General features: G+C 69.7%; 14 protein-coding genes. 6 read left to right on the forward strand and 8 right to left on the reverse strand.

Annotated elements, in window-relative coordinates; genetic code table 11:
* Positions 1-50 precede the first annotated feature (50 nt).
* Positions 51-272 (forward strand): hypothetical protein, encoded by a 222-nt coding sequence (locus KU887_RS25180; RefSeq protein WP_034203178.1) that lies wholly within the window; start codon positions 51-53, stop codon positions 270-272.
* A gap of 69 nt (positions 273-341) precedes the next feature.
* Here the strand turns inward: KU887_RS25180 and KU887_RS25185 are convergent, their stop codons facing one another.
* Together KU887_RS25185 and KU887_RS25190 are read right to left on the reverse strand one after the other, a co-directional pair.
* The gene (locus KU887_RS25185) at positions 342-4,163 is read right to left on the reverse strand and encodes a DUF748 domain-containing protein (RefSeq protein ID WP_258255793.1); all 3,822 of its coding nucleotides are present in this window, start codon (positions 4,161-4,163) and stop codon (positions 342-344) included.
* Between the two features lie 151 nt (positions 4,164-4,314).
* Positions 4,315-5,751 (reverse strand): DUF1254 domain-containing protein, encoded by a 1,437-nt coding sequence (locus KU887_RS25190; RefSeq protein ID WP_048987738.1) that lies wholly within the window; start codon positions 5,749-5,751, stop codon positions 4,315-4,317.
* A gap of 298 nt (positions 5,752-6,049) precedes the next feature.
* Here KU887_RS25190 and KU887_RS25195 point away from each other — a divergent pair, with 298 nt between their 5' ends.
* The 3 genes from KU887_RS25195 (at position 6,050) to KU887_RS25205 (ending at position 9,762) form a co-directional block, all read left to right on the forward strand.
* Positions 6,050-6,202, forward strand: coding sequence for a hypothetical protein (locus KU887_RS25195; protein ID WP_006494368.1), 153 nt, complete (start codon positions 6,050-6,052; stop codon positions 6,200-6,202).
* Positions 6,199-6,522 (forward strand): type II toxin-antitoxin system HicB family antitoxin, encoded by a 324-nt coding sequence (locus KU887_RS25200; RefSeq protein ID WP_034203176.1) that lies wholly within the window; start codon positions 6,199-6,201, stop codon positions 6,520-6,522. The genes KU887_RS25195 and KU887_RS25200 overlap by 4 nt, the downstream gene beginning before the upstream one ends.
* 189 nt (positions 6,523-6,711) lie before the next feature.
* Positions 6,712-9,762, forward strand: coding sequence for a heavy metal translocating P-type ATPase (locus KU887_RS25205; protein WP_258255794.1), 3,051 nt, complete (start codon positions 6,712-6,714; stop codon positions 9,760-9,762).
* A gap of 134 nt (positions 9,763-9,896) precedes the next feature.
* On the opposite strand, the gene KU887_RS25210 is transcribed toward KU887_RS25205, so the two are convergent.
* The 4 genes from KU887_RS25210 to KU887_RS25225 form a co-directional block, all read right to left on the reverse strand.
* Positions 9,897-10,376, reverse strand: coding sequence for a GNAT family N-acetyltransferase (locus KU887_RS25210; protein WP_034203175.1), 480 nt, complete (start codon positions 10,374-10,376; stop codon positions 9,897-9,899).
* 142 nt (positions 10,377-10,518) lie between these two features.
* Positions 10,519-10,674, reverse strand: coding sequence for a hypothetical protein (locus tag KU887_RS25215; protein ID WP_006481665.1), 156 nt, complete (start codon positions 10,672-10,674; stop codon positions 10,519-10,521).
* Between the two features lie 175 nt (positions 10,675-10,849).
* The gene (locus tag KU887_RS25220) at positions 10,850-12,214 is read right to left on the reverse strand and encodes a flagellar hook-length control protein FliK (RefSeq protein ID WP_124675200.1); all 1,365 of its coding nucleotides are present in this window, start codon (positions 12,212-12,214) and stop codon (positions 10,850-10,852) included.
* 92 nt (positions 12,215-12,306) lie between these two features.
* Positions 12,307-13,005, reverse strand: a complete 699-nt coding sequence (locus KU887_RS25225; RefSeq protein ID WP_006481660.1) for an MgtC/SapB family protein — start codon at positions 13,003-13,005, stop codon at positions 12,307-12,309.
* A gap of 115 nt (positions 13,006-13,120) precedes the next feature.
* Between KU887_RS25225 and KU887_RS25230 the strand changes: the two genes are divergently transcribed.
* On the forward strand, positions 13,121-14,230 hold the full coding sequence (locus KU887_RS25230) for an AGE family epimerase/isomerase (protein WP_043204485.1): 1,110 nt from the start codon (positions 13,121-13,123) through the stop codon (positions 14,228-14,230).
* Here the strand turns inward: KU887_RS25230 and KU887_RS25235 are convergent.
* Positions 14,203-15,822 carry a methyl-accepting chemotaxis protein gene (locus tag KU887_RS25235; RefSeq protein ID WP_006481657.1) on the reverse strand — a complete coding sequence of 540 codons (1,620 nt, stop codon included), beginning with the start codon at positions 15,820-15,822 and terminating at the stop codon, positions 14,203-14,205. The two genes, KU887_RS25230 and KU887_RS25235, sit on opposite strands and share 28 nt — an antisense overlap.
* Positions 15,823-16,103: 281 nt before the next feature.
* Here KU887_RS25235 and KU887_RS25240 point away from each other — a divergent pair, with 281 nt between their 5' ends.
* Complete coding sequence (locus KU887_RS25240) at positions 16,104-16,547, forward strand: PaaI family thioesterase (RefSeq protein ID WP_006480333.1); 444 nt, start codon at positions 16,104-16,106, stop codon at positions 16,545-16,547.
* Positions 16,548-16,605: 58 nt separating this feature from the next.
* Here KU887_RS25240 and KU887_RS25245 read toward each other — a convergent pair whose 3' ends face one another.
* Positions 16,606-17,658, reverse strand: coding sequence for a CaiB/BaiF CoA-transferase family protein (locus KU887_RS25245; protein WP_258255804.1), 1,053 nt, complete (start codon positions 17,656-17,658; stop codon positions 16,606-16,608).
* Between the last annotated feature and the right edge of the window lie 123 nt (positions 17,659-17,781).

Genomic DNA, 17,781 nt, shown 5'->3' on the forward strand with positions numbered 1-17,781 from the left:
CGCGACTATTGGCGTGTGATAAAGGGTTTCCCCTGACCCGGAGCACGAGTATGTCGACCCTGGAAGCTCTCCGGTTCGTGCTGGACGATGCACGTACCCCTGAAATCATCCGTCATCACGTCGTCGACGCGCTGCAGTACGCGTTGCGCAACTACGGACCGGTGTTCACCGCGAAGGAAGTCGAATGGCTGACGCAGTGGGACGACGCGCGTCTGCCGCTGGCCGCGAGGAAGGAACTGGACAAGCGCGAACCGGCGATCGCCGGCCGCTGAAAAAAAAGCCGCCGCGCCCGACGAGTGCGGGCGCGGCGGCGGATGCGGGATGACGGACGGCGGTAACGCTTACTGCAGCCCGAAGTCGACGCGGGTCGTCGCGCCCTTGTCCGAGATGCCCTTCGCATCGAGCTTCGGCGCGACGACGAACATGCGGCTCGAATCGATCTTGCCGTCGAGGTACTGGCGCACGGCCTGCGCGCGCTGCTGCGCGAGCGCACGCAGCGCGTTGTCGTCGGCCGGCGCATGATCGGCGAGCGCCTGCTTCATGTCCGCATCGGGCAGCGTCTTCTGCAGGCCCACCAGGTTGCGCGGCTTCTTGAAGTCGGCCGCCTTGTACGCGCGCGTCAGGTACTTCGAGTATTCGGCCTTGTCGACCTTCACCGACATCGGATCGACGCTCTCGCCCTGCCCGACCACGTCCTTCAGCTTCTGCTGGCGCACCAGCCGCTCGACGTACGCGTCACGCAGCCCCGGCGTGTCCTGCGCCGGATCGACGCGGCCGATCAGGTCGAGGCGGATCGACGGCTTCTCGGTCAGCATCTTCACGACCGTGTCGAGCTTCTTCTGCTGCGTGTCGGTCAGCGCATACGATCCCGGCGCGAACTCGACGTAGCCGAGATCCTCGCCGCCGCCGCCGAACGCATTCGCGAGCAGCGTGAACGGCGACGTGACGGCCTTCGCGATCAGGTTCAGCACCGCATGCCAGATCAGCCCGCCGACGCTGAACTCCGGATTCGACAGCGAGCCCGACACCGGCAGGTTCACGTCGATCTGGCCGCGCGTGTTTTTCAAGAGCGAGATCGCGAGCTTCACCGGCAGCTTCGTCGCCGTGTCGTTCTCGACCCGATCGCCGAACGTCAGCTGATCGATGAAGATGTGGTTGTTCGCCGACAGCTGGTCGTTCGCGAGCTGGTAGTGCAGGTCGACGTTGAGCTTGCCCTTCGTGATCGGATAGCCGGCGTACTTCGCCGAATACGGCGTGAGGTTGGTCAGCTCGATGTCGTGCGCGGTCGCCGTGAGGTCGAGCGCCGGCTTCTCGATCAGCGGGTTCACCGAGCCCTTGATCGAGATCGGCCCGTTGCCCGCGAGGTTCGCGGCGACGTCGACTGGCGCGGACGTCGTCGAATCCGTGCCGAACGCGCCGACCGTGCCCTTGATCGCGACGAGGTTCGCCGTGTAGTTCGGCTTGATGAAGTTGTCCGTGTACGTGACGCGGCCGTTCTGCAGCACCAGTTCGCCGAAGTGCATCCGCACCGGGTTCTGCGGCTGCGGCGCGGCCTTCACGACCACCGTCGCCGACGCGGCGGCCGGCACGGACGCCTGCTGCGCGGCCGCGGCCGATGCGGCCTGCGCGGCGGCCGGCGGCGTCACGCCCGGCGACAGCGGCACGGGCTCGCCCTTGCTCGCGTCGCGCGTGAGCGACTGCGCAGGGCCCGTCTCCTTCGCGACCACGTCCTTCAGGTTCAGCCGCCCCTGCGCATCGAGCAGCACGCGGCCGTAGAAGTTCGAGAACGTCACGCGCGCGGCGTCGACGTCGGTGCCCTTCTCGTCGTAGTTTGCCTTCAGGTTCGACAGCGCGAGCGAGCGCCAGCCGGCGAACGGGTCGGACGTCGCCTTGTCGAGCATCCGCACGTCGACCAGCGCGACGTCGCCGCGATAGGTCGCGCGCGGCGTGTCCTTCACCTGCGCGAACGTCAGGTTGCCCTGCGCGTTGAGCAGCGCGCTGGCGATCGTCGCGTTCAGCGCGCTGCCGAAGTACGGCTCGAACGCGGCCGCGTCGAGGCGGTTGCCGTTGATCTTCAGGCCGAGCTTCAGCGGCTGCGCGGTCACGTCACCCGTCACGTTCAGCGAGCCCTTGCGGTTCAGCGTCGCTTTCAGTTGCACGGGCAGCGGCTTCGTCAGGTCGTCGCTCACCTTCTGCACCGACAGCTCCAGCGGCTTGATCGCCAGCTTCACCGGACGCGGCGTCGACAGGTCGGTGAAGTTCGCGGACGCCTCCTTCACGTTCAGCGCGTCGATCCGGTAGTGCCACGACGGCGCGGCGGCCTGCGCCTTGCGCGCGACCGTGCGCTTCGGCACCGCCGCCTGCGCGGGTTCGGCGAGCGCCGCGAGGTCGATCTTGCCGTCCTTCAGGCGCTTCACGTCGAGCGCGAGCCCGCTTGCGTCGACGCTCGCGATCTCCGCGGTGCGCGCCGCGACGTCGACCTTCGCGATCTTCGCGCTCGCGTCGGGCAGCACGATCGCGGACGCCTTGTTGTCCGGCGCGGCGATCTTCAGCGACTTCAGGCTGACCGTGCTGTCGGCGACTTCCGCGGCGAGCGGCGTCTTGCCCCAGTCGGTCTTCGCGTTGACGGTCGCGCCGAGCGTGCCGTCGAGCACGCGTGCGCGCGTCGCCTCGCCGAGGTACGGCTGCAGCGCCGGCAGCGCGAGCGCGGCGACCGTCAGCTTCGTGTCGGCCTGCTTCGCGGCGAGATTGAACGCGCCTTCGGCCGTCACGTCGCCGCCGCGCGACAGCGACGTCGACAGCGTGTATTTCGCGGGCGTCTTGCCCTGCAGCGAGAAACCGTCGAGCGTCGCGGCGAGCTTCGTCAGCGACATCGCGGTCGGCGTCGCCGGCACACGGTCGTCGACGTTGATCGTGCCGCCGTCGATCGCGACATGACGGATCGTCAGGTCGAGCGGCGGCGCTTCCTTCGCGGCGGCGCTACGTTCGGCCTTCGCGCCGCTGGCGGCGGCGACGGCGCCGGACGCACCGGATGCGGCGGCGACGGCCGACGCGGCCGGCTTGCCAGCCCCGGCCTCGACCTTCGGCGCGGCGGCCGGTTGCGCGACGAGCTTCTCGACGTTCAGCACGCCCTGCTTGTCGCGCGACAGGTCGACCACCGGCCGGTCGATCCGGATCTCGTCGAAGTGCATCGCGTTGCGCAGCGGCTCGAGGCCGGCCGCCGCGACGTGCACGCCGCGCGCGGCGAACAGCGGCGCCGACGCGCGGTCGGTCACCTTCGCGTCGTTCAGGTCGACGGTGCCCGACACGCGCAGCGCCGGCGTCTCGCCGCTCATCACGAAATTGACCGTGAGGTTGCTGCTGAGCAGGCCGCTCGTCACGGCCACCGGCAGCTTCGCCGGCACGTACGAGATCAGCTTCGGCACGTCGAGGCGGTCGAACTTCAGCGCGATCTCCGATTCGCGCGACTGCGCGAACGGCTTGGTCTTGCCGTCGATCGAGATCGGGCTGCCGTCGAAGCGCGCGCGCAGCTTCGGCTCGACGAAGATGTCGGTCTTCGAGGCGAGCGTCGCGATGTACGGGATGCCGAGCGTCCAGTTGTCGACCACGTGCTTTTCGTTCAGCAGGCGATCGTCGAAATCGATCCGGCCGTCGTTGACCTGGATGTTCGACACCGAGAATTGCGTCGGCTTGCTGTCGGGCTTCGGCCTCGGCGACGAGAACTTCTCGATCAGGTCGGTGAAATTGAAGCGCTGCGCATCGTAGCGGACGATGTGAAAGCGCGGCGAGTCGAGTCGGACCTCGTTGACGATCGGCGCGCCGCGGAACAGCGACGACCACGACGGCCGCACGACCAGCTTGCCGATGTCGATGAAATCGCCCTGGCCGCCGCGCTCGCCGAGGTGGATGCCGTCGGCTTCGAGGTTCAGCGTGTACGGGTTCAGCGCGATGCGCTGGATCGTGGCCGGCCGGTCGAGCTGCTTGCTCAACTGCTGTTCGGCGACATGGCGGATCAGCGGCGGCGCCGCGAAGAAGCCGAGCAGTCCGAATAAAACGATGAAGATCAGCACCCCGATGCCGATACGCCGGGTGCGGCGCGAGCGTGCAACGCCGCCGAGGGCATGGAGGGTCGAGGGTACGGTTTCTTTGTCTGCGCTTGCCATGCTTGAATGCCTCGGGAATGGATGCCGGGCCGCACCGGATAACCGGGCGGCCGCGCACGCTATCCCGAAAGTATAGGCTCAGGAGGTGACGGTACGGAGGTCGGGCGCCGCCGCAGCGCCCGCCGGTCGGACAACGGCGACGGTCAACCGTTCATTTCCGGAGGATGACGGGCGGCATCCAGGACCCGTCGCTCGCCTGCGGCTTCGGCGCGTACAGGCGCAACGCGAGCGCGAAATCGGTACGCGGCGCCGGCAGCCAGTTGGCCGCATGCGTGCCGCCCGGCGACGCCGACACGACGATGTCGATCGAGCCGTCATGGTTGCGGCGCAGCCGGTCGCGATCGCCGAGCGAGCGGCGCGCCGACCCGACGTCGGGCAGCGCGCCGTTGGTCGTGTACGGCGTGAGCGTCCAGAATGCGCGCACCGGCGGCAGCGCGCCCGGCGCGAAATGCAATACGTAGCGGTTCGCGCCGTTCAGCGGATGGCCGTCGCTGTCGACGCGGGCGACCGCGAGCGTCTCGTCGTCGCGCGTCGCGGTGCCGAACTGCGTGTAGGCCGCGTACGCGCGCAGTGCGTAGTCCTGGCCGTACTTGCCGGCCGTATCGCCGATCCAGCTCCAGCCGTTCGCGTTCAGCAGGTTCGACGGCGCCGCCGCGAGCCGCGCGCGCGCCTCGGCGACGCCGGCCGTCGCGGCCGTCAGACGGTCGCCCGTCCACAGCACCGGGTAGCCGGCCGTCACGCCGATGTCGGCGAGCGATTCCTGCGCGTGCGCGTCGTCGGCCGGCGCCGGATTGTCCTGCAGCGCCCGCGCGAAGCGCGTGAAGAACGCCTTCGGGTCGAGCGCGGCGACCTGCTCGGCCGGCGTGCCGCCCCCCACCGCCTCGGACGGCGCGCTGCCCGCATGGACCGCGACCGACGCACCGCGCTCGGCGCCGGTGTACACCGACAGCGGCACCACGCGGATCGCGCGCTGCAGTTTCTTCACGTTCGTCAGGTCGCGCCCGCCGCTCGTCTGCAACCGCACTTCGAGCCACGCATTGGCGGACGGCACGTCGACACGCAGCACGCCCTTCGGCAACGTGCCTTGCCAGTCCTTCGCGGCGAAGGCAATCGTTTGCGATCGGCCGGCACCACGGGGGCCGCGTGCGGCGACGCTCGACGACGACCACAGCACGTTGGTCCACATGTCGAGCGCACGCGCGTCCCAGTAGCGGCCGCGCGTGTCGGGCAGCGTGACGATCACGGGTTCGGCGGCGACATCGAGCCAGCCGGTCGAGTCGAGCGTGTCGACGCCCGGCAGCGGCGGGTTGACCGCGCCGACGGGCGGCAGCGCCTGCGCGTGGCGCAGCGTGTTGAGCGGCGCCTGCCCCGGTTGCGCGCCGTCGCCGCCCGTCGCAGCTTCCTTCGCGACGTCCATCAGCACGAGCGGATACGCATAGATATAGGAGTCGGCAACTTCCGCCCGCATCCAGCCGGTTTTCCGCTGGATCGCGTCCGGTTGCGACGCGCATCCTGCAAGCAACGCCGCAATGGCCAGCGACGCGCACGCGCGTCGCAGAGAAACTGATTCTCGCTGGTTTTCAATCATCGATTACTGGCCGAATATCGTTCTTTTCAGTCAACGCCCTGTTCGTCTCGCGAACGGCTAAAACAGGGCACCCCAGCGTACCCGGATGACCGTTTCGCTACGTTTCGTAACGGTGGGCGCTGATGTCAGGCCGGTATCATAGCGCCTAAGGGCATCCCCCAATATGCCGAATAACGGGTAAAACGGTAGTCGAACTATCAACGAATCTGAAATATTGCACAGGATTCGACAAAAATCTGAAACGGCGCCATCGCGCCGGAATGATGGCCAGACGAAGACCGTCGGCGAGGATCGACGAATGGTGTCACTATTGGCACCACAGGCTACGCCAAGCGAATGGAAGATCCTCGACCAAATGACGCGCAAGCCCGCGAAGGTGCGCTTCATCGATCTGTTCGAGATCTCGCAGGTTCTCGACGCGATCGATCGACTGAAGGAACAGAAATCATGACCCAAGACCACTTTACGTACCGCGTAACGTGGTCCCCGGAGGACGGGGAGCACGTCGGCCTCTGCGCGGAATTCCCGTCTCTTGCGTGGCTCGACGCAACACCGGAAGGCGCGCTGGTCGGCATTCGCCGGCTCGTCGCCGACGTCGTGCGCGAGATGACGGCGAATGGCGAGACGGTGCCCGAACCGATCGCCGACCGAACCTACAGCGGCGAATTCAAGGTTCGCATCCCGCCGCAGGCGCACCGCGCGCTGGTCATCCAGGCCGCCGAGCAAGGCGTCAGCCTCAATCGCCTCGCAAGCGCCAAGCTCTGCGCCTGAGCGCACACCCCCCGGCACGCTCGGTCGCCCGGTCGTCCGTCCGGAAGCCGGGCGATCGCTTTTTCCGCGTTGTGACAACCTGTGTACATCGACCTGCGTCGCATCGTCGCCGGCGCTTGACCTTACCATCATGGGAATGTTGATACTGGAACCATTCGCGGCACGAACCGCGCTTTTGGGGAATCCGACATGACTGAACCACTTGCCTCCGCGGCACTGCAAACGATCGCGCTGAGCGTCGACGGCATGCATTGCGGCGGCTGCACGGGCCGCGTGCAGCGCGCGCTGGCCGCCGTGCCGGGCGTCGTCGATGCGGCGGTCGATCTCGATGCACAGGCGGCGACGGTCACCGCTCAGGACACGGTCGAGCCCGACCGGCTCGTCGACGCGATCCGTGAGGCCGGCTACCACGCAGCGGTGCGCGACGCGGCCGTCGAAGCCGGTGTGGCCACGCCGGCGGCGCGCGAAGCAACATCGTCCGCGCCGGCCGCCGCCGCGACGATCGAACTCGATATCGAAGGCATGACCTGCGCGTCATGTGTGTCGCGCGTCGAAAAGGCGCTCGCGAAGGTGCCGGGCGTCACGCGCGCCTCGGTCAACTTGGCGACCGAACGCGCGACGGTCGACGCGTCGGCCGGGGTTTCCGCCGCGCAATTGGCAGATGCCGTGAAACAGGCCGGCTATGGCGCGACGCCGACAGCGTCGGATACCAATGCCCCGGCCGCCGCCCCGACCCGCCCCGCTACGCCCGCGAGCATCGAACTCGACATCGACGGGATGACCTGCGCGTCGTGCGTGTCGCGTGTCGAGAAGGCGCTCGCGAAAGTGCCGGGCGTCACGCGCGCCTCGGTCAATCTGGCAACTGAACGCGCGACGGTCGACGCGTCGGCCGACGTATCCGCCGCCCAGCTTGCCGAAGCGGTGAAACAGGCCGGCTACGGCGCGACACCGGCGGCCGTCGCCACGCCTGCGGCCCCCGCCACTTCCGCGGCCGCCGACGTCGAACTCGACATCGGCGGCATGACCTGCGCGTCCTGCGCCGGCCGCGTCGAAGAAGCGCTGGCCGCCGTGCCGGGCGTCGCGCGCGCGACGGTCAATCTCGCGACCGAGCGCGCGTCGGTGCACGGCGCCGGCGCACTCGACGCCGCCGCGCTGATCGCCGCCGTCACCACGGCCGGCTACCATGCATCGCTTCCCGCCGCGTCACCCGCCGGCGCAACGGCCGGCGCCGACGCGCAACCGGCCGGCCCCGCGCCGGACGCCGACGCACGCAAGCGCCGCGAGGCCATCCGCGAACGCAACCTCGTGATCGGCGCCGCCGTGCTGAGCGCGCCGCTCGTCGCGCCGATGCTCGCCGCGCCGTTCGGCCTCGACCTGATGCTGCCCGGCTGGCTCCAGCTCGTGCTCGCGTCGATCGTGCAGTTCGGCTTCGGCGCACGCTTCTATCGCGCGGCCTGGCATGCGGTGAAGGCGCGCACCGGCAACATGGACCTGCTCGTCGCGCTCGGCACGTCGGCCGCGTACGGGCTGAGCCTGTGGATGCTGCTGCGCGATCCCGCGCATCCGGGCCATCTGTATTTCGAAGCGTCGGCCGTCATCGTCACGCTCGTGCGCTTCGGCAAGTGGCTCGAATCGCGCGCGAAGCGCCAGACCACCGAGGCAATCCGCGCGCTGAACGCGCTGCGCCCCGACCGCGCGCGGGTCGTCGAGCACGGCGTCGAACGCGACGTGCCGCTGTCGCAGGTGCGCGTCGGCACGCACGTCGGCATCCGGCCCGGCGAGCGCGTGCCGGTCGACGGGCGGATCGTGTCGGGCCGCTCGCACATCGACGAATCGCTGATCACCGGCGAAAGCCTGCCCGTGCCGAAGGACGACGGCGACGCCGTCACGGCCGGCTCGATCAACGGCGAAGGCGCGCTCGTCGTCGCAACCACCGCGATCGGCGCGGAGACGACGCTCGCGCGCATCATCCGCCTCGTCGAATCCGCGCAGGCCGAGAAGGCGCCGATCCAGCGGCTCGTCGATCGCGTCAGCGAGGTGTTCGTGCCGGCGATCCTCGGCATCGCCGTGCTGACGCTGGTCGGCTGGCTGATCGCCGGCGCCGGGATGGAAACCGCGATCCTCAACGCGGTCGCGGTGCTCGTGATCGCCTGCCCGTGCGCGCTCGGTCTCGCGACGCCGGCCGCGATCATGGCCGGCACCGGCGTCGCGGCCCGGCACGGCGTGCTGATCAAGGACGCGCAGGCGCTCGAACTCGCGCAGCGCACGACCGTGATCGCGTTCGACAAGACCGGTACGCTGACCGAAGGCAAACCGTCCGTGACGGCGTTCGACGCCGTCGGCGTGCCGCGCGACGAAGCGCTCGCGCTCGCGGCGGCCGTGCAGCGGCAGAGCGACCATCCGCTCGCGCGCGCGGTGGTCGCCGCGCATGACGCCGACGTGGCCGCACAGGGCGGCGCAGCCGCGCCGGTCGTCGCGACCGATGCGCGCGCGGTGGCCGGGCGCGGTGTGGAAGCGCACGTCGGCGGGCAACAACTTGCGCTCGGCAGTACGCGCTGGCGCGACGAACTCGGCATCGCGGTACCGCCGGCGCTCGACGCGCGCGCGGCGGAACTCGAACGCGCCGGCAACACGATCTCGTGGTTGATGCGCGTCGATGCGCCGCGCGCGGTGCTCGCGCTGATCGCATTCGGCGACACCGTGAAGCCGGGCGCCCGCGACGCGATCGCGGCGCTGTCGGCGCGCGGCGTCGCGAGCGCACTCGTGACGGGCGACAACCGTGGCAGCGCGGCGGCCGTCGCGGCGGCGCTCGGCATCGGCGAAGTGCACGCGCAGGTGCTGCCCGACGACAAGGCACGCGTCGTCGCCGAGCTGAAGCGCACGCACGGCGGCGTCGTCGCGATGGTCGGCGACGGGATCAACGATGCGCCCGCGCTCGCCGCGGCGGACGTCGGCATCGCGATGGCGACCGGCACCGACGTCGCGATGCACACGGCCGGCATCACGCTGATGCGCGGCGACCCGGCGCTCGTCGCCGACGCGATCGACATCTCGAAGCGCACGTACCGCAAGATCCAGCAGAACCTGTTCTGGGCGTTCGTGTACAACCTCGTCGGCGTGCCGCTCGCGGCGCTCGGCTTGTTGAACCCGGTGATCGCGGGCGCCGCGATGGCGTTTTCCAGCGTCAGCGTCGTAACCAACGCGCTGCTGCTGCGGAGATGGAAAGGCCGCGCGCGTTGAGGCGGCAAGCGGTGAATGGCGGACGGCCGAACGGGCCGTTCGGCGTTCGATCGACAGGAAGGATCGGGAAGACGGCCGGCTACGCAGTGCGCCGAACCGAAAGCACGTGACGATGCATCGCGATGCCGGCGGATTCAGTTCGACACGACCGGTTTGATCAACGTCGTGGTGATCGGCGCGAAGCCGCATGCTCGATATAGCGCACGCGCCGCCGCGTTGTGATTGAACACCGACAGCCCGATCTCGGTGACGCCGTACCGGCGCGCCTCGGCATCGAGCGCATCGAGCGCGCGCGTGGCCCAGCCCTGGCGGCGCCGGGACGGGACGATGTCGAGGTCGTAGATGAACAGCGTGCGGTTCGGCCCTTCGGGGACGATCGCGTACCAGAGGTCGCCCACCGTGTCGCCGCTGGCGCCATCGATGAGTGTGACGAGGGTCTGGCCGGCGGTCAGCAGGCCGTCCGGCAGCAGCGTGTCGAAACAGGCGCGCGCACGGTCGGGCGCGTCTTCGACAGCATTTTGTCCGGAGGAAACGAGGTCGCGCGCGTAGCCGTCGATGGCTCGCGTGCGGTACGCGTGGAATTCGCCGGCCGTCATCGGCCGCATCTGCAACATGGCCCGGTCGCCGTGAACGGAATCGGACTTCCAGTGTAGCGGGACACTCGCACCGGCGCGCGATGCGGCGGTGGACACGGGCAGGCAGGTACGGCGGACGCCGCGCCGAATCAGCGAATCAGCGAATCAGCGAATCAGCGAATCAGCGACGGTACAGGACGATCGGCACGAGGTGCGCACGACGCACGCGCTCGGCTTCGGCACGACGCGCGGCGTACGAGTATTCGGCGTCGAGCGGCAGGTGCGGGGACACGAACAGGTCGTCGATCTTTTGCAGCAGGGCGAGGATGAAGCTCATGTGAGACTCCTGACAGATGTGGCTAGGGTTTTCCCTTAGATGACCTCCATTCTAAGGGTTTTCCCTTAACTCTGCCAGTGCACTGCATCGGTTTGCCGCACGCACGCGACAGCCGCGCGTCGGTGCGAAACGGCAATCCTTGCTGCGCCGGGCTTCCTGGATAGGGTCGAAACGATCAACGCGTGCGGCGGACCCGCTTTGCGACGGCCGCCTCGCGGTTCGCGTTGCGTTGCAGCCGGTCGACTTGCGACAGCAGCGCTTCGTGGTGCTCCTCGAGCGTCATCAGCGTGGCCTGCTGCGTCGACAGGTCGGCCGCGAGACGATCGATCCGTTGCTGCTTGGTGGCGACGTCCTGCTTCAGATGCGCGATCTGCCGCGTTTGCAGCACCAGCGCGACGAGCCCCGCCAGCACGACGACGGCCAGCGCGAGCAGCAAGCGGTTGACGCGGCGCATCTCGCGATCGGCCGCGCGGGTCAGGCCGTCGACGTCGGCCTGCAGCGCGGCGAGCCGGTCGGTCAGCGGGCGCAGGTGGGTGTCCGGATCGAAGGCCGGCGCGGCCGGTTGCGTACGCTCGGACGATGGCCTGGTCACGAACGACGCGACGGATGCCACCGGCTGTGCAACCGGCGACGGCGAAGCGTCGGGCTGCGCCGCTGCGTCGCGAGGCTTCGCGAATGGCGTGGCGATGACCGGTTCGGGCGGCTGTGCGGACGGTGCCTGCGTCTGCGGCTCGGCCGGCGCAGCCGGGACCGACGGCGGGTTCGAATCGACCGCTTCCGGCTTCGAATCGACGCTCGGCGCAACCGGCACGGCCGGCGTCGCCGCCGCTTCGTTGGCACCGGCAGCCGCCCGGCGTTTGCCGCCCGACGACGCGCGGCGTTCCTTCGCGGCATCACCGGAAGATTTCCCTTCGCGGGATTTGACGACCGCCGCCTCGACTGCAGGCTGCGCGGCTTCGACGTCCGCTGCTTGCGATTCGACCGTCCGCGCCGCAACGCCATCGGCGGCTTGCAGCTTCGTCGCCGCCTTCGCGGCGCCGTCGATCACGGGACCATCGATCTTCGTGGCGGCGCCAGCGCCCGCGGGCAAATCGGCGGCCTGCGTTGCACGACGCTCTGCGGATGCGCTGTAGACGTTCGCGGCCGTCCCGCCTTCAGGCGTCGAAACGGCCTCGACCGCCGCAACCGTCGCCGCCGCACTCTCCGCTTCCGCACGCGTTGCCACGGCCGCATCCGCTGGCGGACTGAACCCGTCCAGCATGGCCTGTCGACCGTCGTCGACACCGGCTGCCGCATCGCCCTCCACGCTCGCTTCATCGTGCGCCGCCACCGGCATGCGCTCGCCCGGCTCGAGCACCGGATCGCCGAACAGGTCGAGCGTCCGTTCGTCGCGCGGCGCGTCGCCGGCCGGCGCGCTGCCGGATCGTGCCGTCGCCCGGGCGGACGTGCTGCCTGCGGCAGCGGCCGAGCGCTGGCGCGAACGGGCCGACGAACGGGTGGAACGGGAGCGGGAGCGAGGCGTGGAAACGGATTCGGTCATGGAAATCGGATGGCGGGGCCCGCAAGCGCGGACCCGGATGTCGAACGGAATCGGTGATCGGCCATTGTCGCACGCCCCGCAACCGATTCACGCTATTCGTCGCCCGACAGCCCGTTCCCGCCGTCGAAACGCGTGACGCCCGGCAGCGCGCGCAGCTTGTCGCAGATCGCCTTGTATTCGAGTTCCGACACGCGCGCCAGCGCGATGCGCACCTCGTCCTGCTCGCCCGTGTCGTCCGCGCGCTGCACGATGAACTGCTTCACGCGCGCACTGTCGGGGCCGAGCGCCGCATGCAGCGAATCGAACGTCAGCGTGCCGCCGGCCACCGTCAACGCGAGCTGGCGCCGCTGGCGCACCGTGAAATAGCGCCGCTCCAGCGGCTTGATGCCGGCCAGGATGATCAGGATGATGATGGTCGCCGAAATGGACGCGACATAGAGCCCGCCGCCCACCGCCAGGCCGATCGCGGCGACCGACCACAGGCTCGCGGCCGTCGTCAGCCCGCGCACGATCTCGCCGCGCAGCAGGATCGAGCCCGCGCCGAGGAAACCGATGCCCGACACGACCTGCGCGGCGATCCGCGACGGATCGAGCACGACGTGGTCGCTGGTGCCGAGCACGTCGGCGAAACCGAACGCCGACACGATCATGATCAGGGTCGAGCCGACGCACACCAGCATGTGCGTGCGCAGGCCGGCCGCCCACGACAGGCGCTCGCGCTCGAAGCCGATGACGCTGCCGAGCGCCGCCGCGAGAACGAGCCGCATCACGAGTTCCAGGTTGCTGAGCATCCTATTTCTCTCCTTTTTTTGGTGCCGGCCGCGCGGAATGTTTTATCCTTGGCCCCGGCCGCGCCGATTCTCCGGGCCGCGCCGACACGTTTCGATCCAAGCGCTCAACCCCGCCATGTCCGTTTCCGACTCCGCTTCCGCCCAGGCCGCCCAGCTGCGCCACCATTTCGCGCACGTCGTCTTGCCGATCTGGCGGGGTTCAGGGTTCGACCCAGCATTGCAACTGCCGTTCGAGGCCGTCGATCCGGCCACCCATGCGCCGCTGCCCGTGACCCGTTATCGCGCAATGGCGTGCGCAAGGCAACTGTTCGTGTTCGCGCAGGCCGGCGACACCGCGCACGCGGCCACGCTGTTCGACGCGCTGTGCCGGCACTTTCGCGACCCGCGCCACGGCGGCTGGATCTACAGCGTCGACGCGCAGGGCGCGCCGCTCGATACGACCAAGGATCTCTATACGCATGCGTTCATCGTGTTCGCATGCGCCGCGTGGCATGCGGCGTCGGGCGACGCCGCCGCGCGCACGGTGGCCGAAGCAACCGCCGCGCTGATCCAGGACCGCTTCGCGCCGCGCCCCGGCGACGCGCTGCTCGATGCCGCGCGCCACGCCGATTTCTCGTCGTCCGGCAGCGGCGCGCTGCAGAATCCGCTGATGCATCTGACCGAAGCGTGGCTCGCGGCCGCCGATGCGTTCGGCGATACCGCGTTCGACGATGCGCTCGCGCGCACCGCGCAGGCCGTCGAGCGCACGTTCGTCGATGCGGCGACCGGCTGCGTGGCCGAGCTGCCGCTCGGCGCGGCCGACAACCGTTTCGAGCCCGGCCATCAGTTCGAGTGGTTCTATCTGGTGGATGCGGCCGGTGCGCGGCTCGCGCGGACCGGGCTGCCCGCCGCGCTGTCGCGCGCGTTCGCGTTCGCCGAGCAGTACGGCGTCGATCCGCGGACGGGCGGCGTGTGCGCGGCGCTCGACGCGCACGGCGCATGCATCGACGGCACGCAGCGGATCTGGGCGCAGACCGAATACCTGCGCGCGCTGGCGACGCACGGCGGCACGCCGGCCTCCGCGCCGCTCGCGCGGCAGATCGAGCGGTTCGCCGCGCGCTTCCTGCATCCGCGCGGCTGGTTCGAGTGCAAGACGGCGGACGGGCAGGTGTCGCGCGCCGACATGCCGTCGACGACGCCCTACCACCTCGCGACCGCCTACGCGGCGCTGCCGACCGGCGCGTAACCCGCCGCGGCGAACGACGGCGCCGCGCGCTCGCCATGCGCGGCGCGCCCGTCGCCCAGTTCGAACACCGACACCGCCTGCATCAGGTGCGCGGTCTGGTCGTTCAGCGACGCGGCGGCCGCCGCGACTTCCTCGACCAGCGCCGCGTTCTGCTGCGTGAGCTGGTCCATCTGCGTGACGGCCTGGTTCACCTGCTCGATCCCGACGCTCTGCTCGACCGACGCCGCGGTGATTTCCGACATCGTCTGCACGACCCGCGTGATCGACGCCGACACCGTGCGCATCGCGTCGCCGGCGCGCTCGACGAGCGCCGCGCCGCCGTTGATCTGCGCGACCGAATCCTCGATCAACGCCTTGATCTCCTTCGCCGATTGCGCGCTGCGCTGCGCGAGCGAACGCACTTCGCCCGCGACCACCGCGAAGCCGCGCCCCTGTTCGCCGGCCCGCGCGGCCTCGACCGCCGCGTTCAGCGCGAGGATGTTGGTCTGGAACGCGATGCCGTCGATCACCGAGATGATCTCCGCGATCCGCCCCGAACTCTGCGCGATGCCGCGCATCCGGTCGATCACGCTGTCGACCACGCCGCCGCCGTGGCTCGTCGCTTCGAGCGCCGCGTCGGCCAGCGCGCTCGCCGCGCGGGCGCTGTCGGTGTTCTGCCGGACCGTCGCGGTCAGTTCCTCCATGCTCGCGGCGGTTTCCTCGAGCGACGCGGCCTGCGTGCCCGTGCGCGCCGACAGGTCGGCGTTGCCGCCCGCGATCTCGCCCGCGCCGAGGTGAATCGCGTCGGACGCCTGGCGCACCGTGCGCACGGTGCCCGCGATGCTCGTCTGCATCGCGGCGAGGCCGCGTAGCATCCGGTCGATCTCGAACACGCCGCCCGCCTGCACGGCTTCGTCGAGACGGCCTTGCGCGATCCGCTCGAAATGGCGGCCGGCCTGCTCCAGCGGCGCGACGACCGCGCGCCGCGCGGCCGCGTAGATCGCCGCGCTCGCCGCGAGCATCGCCACCAGCAGCACGATGCCGACCGACTTGAACCACAGCATGCCGCCGTCGATAGTGTCGAGCGCCGCGCGGCTCGACGTGCCGCCATAGTCGGTGAAGCGATGCAGCTCGGCGATGTACGCGTCCTGGAAGCCCTGGGTCGGCTGGTCGAGGAACGCCTGGATGTTGTCGGCGTCGAGGAACTGCACGAGTTCGCCCAGCGCGCCGCGCAGCGCGCGATAGCGCTCGGTGAGCGCCGCGACGCGCGCGCGGTTGGTGTCGTCGACCGCCTGCGCGGCCGTCAGTACGGCGAACGCCTTGTCCGCTTGCGCGAGCGACGTGCCCGCGTGGCGGATGATGTCTTCGGGCTTCGGCCCGCCGCGCACCATCCGCGTGCCGGCACGCGACAGGTTGATGCGCGCGTCGAGCAGTTGCTCGGTCGCCCGGCTGGCCGCGTCGACCTGCGCGATCGCGACATTCGACAGATCGTCGACGCCGCTGCGCGTCGACGTGAGCGCCCAGAAGCCGAGCGCTTCGATCGCGAACAGGAAGAGACAGAACACGGTCAACACGCCGAGCAGACCCGACGCGAGCTTGATTTTTCCGAACATGGGGGATTCCTGGAGAGCGGACGATGAGGCGATGCCCCGGCATTAGCGGCATTTCTTCGTCGGACTTTAGGCGGAATCAGCGGCAACGCAGGTCAAGTGCGCGCTTCGCTCGCGCATTCGCGTCGAATCGCGCGCAAACGCGGAGATCTTGTGTATTCGGCGCAATAATCGCGTTGCATCGCGCCAGGATTTGCACGAAACGCGGACGAATTTCCTTGCTTATCCGGAGCCCCCTTCCTAGAGTTCAGCGCAAGCGGGCACGCATTTCGAAGGAAAGTTCGATGACCGACATCACGGACCACGCGCGCGGCGCATTGCGCGCGCAGCCGTTCAGCATGCTGCTGGGCACGGAGCTGATGCACATCGGCGACAACGAAGTGTCGCTGTGCCTGCCCGTGCGCGAGGAATTGCGGCAGCAGCACGGTTTCGTGCACGGCGGCGTCATCAGCTATCTCGCGGACAACGCGCTGACGTTCGCCGGCGCGCTCGTGCTCGGCCCGCGCGTGATCACCGCCGAATACAAGATCAACTATCTGCGGCCGGCCGTGAACGGCACGCTCGTCGCCCGCGCGAAGCTCGTCTACGCGGGCCGGCACCAGGCGACCTGCCAGTGCCATGTGTTCGTCATCGACGGCGATCACGAGCGGCTCGTCGCGATCGCGCAAGGCACGATCAACCGCGTCGGCGACGGCAAGATGCCGGATGCGCCGGTGGAAACGGCGTGAGAACGGCCTGAACGGCCTGCGCCCAATATCGCGGCCGCCTGGCGCCCAAGTCGCGCCGCTAGGCCGCGTCGTCCCCCACCAGCGGCAAAAAACGCGGCGCCACCCGCGCTCGCACGTTCCCGTGCTCATCCGTCCGATAGATCCCGCGCGCCGCGTTGTGCGGGTGCACGGCCGCGTCGGCCACGCTCAGCACCGGCGCGAAGCACGCATCGGTGCCTTCGAGCAGCGCGCGCCAGTGCGCGGACGGCTGCCGCGCGAACACGTCCGCGAAACGCGCCTTCAGCGCGGGCCAGCGCGCCCGGTCGTACTGCGACGCGGGATCGACGTCGGTCAGCCCGAGCCGTTCGAGCAGCAGCGCATAGAACGGCGGTTCGAGCGCGCCGATCGTCACGCATTCGCCGTCCGCGCAGCGATACACGTCGTAGAACGGCGCGTCGTGGAACAGGCTCGGCTGCGCACCGTCGAGCTGGCCGTTCGCGCGCGCCCACAGCGCGAGCGAACCGAGCATCGACACGATGTCGACGATCGCGCCGTCGACCACCCGCCCCGGCCCGCCGCCGCGCACGTCGAGCAATGCGCAGACGATGCCGAACGCGAGCCCGAGCGCGCCGCCCGCATCGCCGACGACCGTCGGCGGCACGCCGGGCCGACCGTCGCGGGGCGCGGACAGCGACAGCAGCCCGGTCAGCGCGACGTAGTTCAGGTCGTGCCCGGCCGCGGCTGCCAGCGGTCCATCCTGGCCCCAGCCGGTCATGCGCCCGTAGACCAACTTGGGATTGCGGCGCGCGCAAACGTCGGGCCCGAGGCCGAGCCGCTCCATCACGCCGGGCCGCAAGCCCTCGATCAGCGCATCGGCTTGCGCGATCAGATCGAGCGCGGCGTCACGCCCGGCCGGCGCCTTCAGGTCGAGTTCGACGATCGTCTTGCCTTCGCGCAACAGATCGCCGTCGCGAGCCCGCAGCGCGTCCGGCGCGCTGGTTCGGCCGGACGGGCGCGCGATCAGCGTGATGCGCGCGCCCATGCCGGCGAGCATCCAGCCCGCGAGCGGGCCGGGGCCGAGCCCTTCGAATTCGACGATGTGGATGCCGGCAAGCGGCGCGTTCAATGACATGGTGACCTCGCTGAAATGCAGTCGGAACAGGGGCGGCGAAGCTTTCCGATTCTATGCGAATGCCTGCGCCCGCCAGCTTCGCGCGACCAGCGCCTGTTCACACCGATAACGGGCTTGCGCGGG

This window comes from Burkholderia sp. EMB26 (genome assembly GCF_024730645.1).
In the GTDB taxonomy this organism is placed as follows: Bacteria; Pseudomonadota; Gammaproteobacteria; order Burkholderiales; family Burkholderiaceae; genus Burkholderia; species Burkholderia cenocepacia.

What these genes read in the sequence shown, in the direction of transcription:
- KU887_RS25180 (WP_034203178.1), top strand. Translation starts at nt 51, where the DNA reads ATGTCGACCCTGGAAGCTCTCCGGTTCGTGCTGGACGATGCACGTACC.
- KU887_RS25185 (WP_258255793.1), bottom strand. Translation starts at nt 4,163, where the DNA reads ATGGCAAGCGCAGACAAAGAAACCGTACCCTCGACCCTCCATGCCCTC.
- KU887_RS25190 (WP_048987738.1), bottom strand. Translation starts at nt 5,751, where the DNA reads ATGATTGAAAACCAGCGAGAATCAGTTTCTCTGCGACGCGCGTGCGCG.
- KU887_RS25195 (WP_006494368.1), top strand. Translation starts at nt 6,050, where the DNA reads ATGGTGTCACTATTGGCACCACAGGCTACGCCAAGCGAATGGAAGATC.
- KU887_RS25200 (WP_034203176.1), top strand. Translation starts at nt 6,199, where the DNA reads ATGACCCAAGACCACTTTACGTACCGCGTAACGTGGTCCCCGGAGGAC.
- KU887_RS25205 (WP_258255794.1), top strand. Translation starts at nt 6,712, where the DNA reads ATGACTGAACCACTTGCCTCCGCGGCACTGCAAACGATCGCGCTGAGC.
- KU887_RS25210 (WP_034203175.1), bottom strand. Translation starts at nt 10,376, where the DNA reads ATGTTGCAGATGCGGCCGATGACGGCCGGCGAATTCCACGCGTACCGC.
- KU887_RS25215 (WP_006481665.1), bottom strand. Translation starts at nt 10,674, where the DNA reads ATGAGCTTCATCCTCGCCCTGCTGCAAAAGATCGACGACCTGTTCGTG.
- KU887_RS25220 (WP_124675200.1), bottom strand. Translation starts at nt 12,214, where the DNA reads ATGACCGAATCCGTTTCCACGCCTCGCTCCCGCTCCCGTTCCACCCGT.
- KU887_RS25225 (WP_006481660.1), bottom strand. Translation starts at nt 13,005, where the DNA reads ATGCTCAGCAACCTGGAACTCGTGATGCGGCTCGTTCTCGCGGCGGCG.
- KU887_RS25230 (WP_043204485.1), top strand. Translation starts at nt 13,121, where the DNA reads ATGTCCGTTTCCGACTCCGCTTCCGCCCAGGCCGCCCAGCTGCGCCAC.
- KU887_RS25235 (WP_006481657.1), bottom strand. Translation starts at nt 15,822, where the DNA reads ATGTTCGGAAAAATCAAGCTCGCGTCGGGTCTGCTCGGCGTGTTGACC.
- KU887_RS25240 (WP_006480333.1), top strand. Translation starts at nt 16,104, where the DNA reads ATGACCGACATCACGGACCACGCGCGCGGCGCATTGCGCGCGCAGCCG.
- KU887_RS25245 (WP_258255804.1), bottom strand. Translation starts at nt 17,658, where the DNA reads ATGTCATTGAACGCGCCGCTTGCCGGCATCCACATCGTCGAATTCGAA.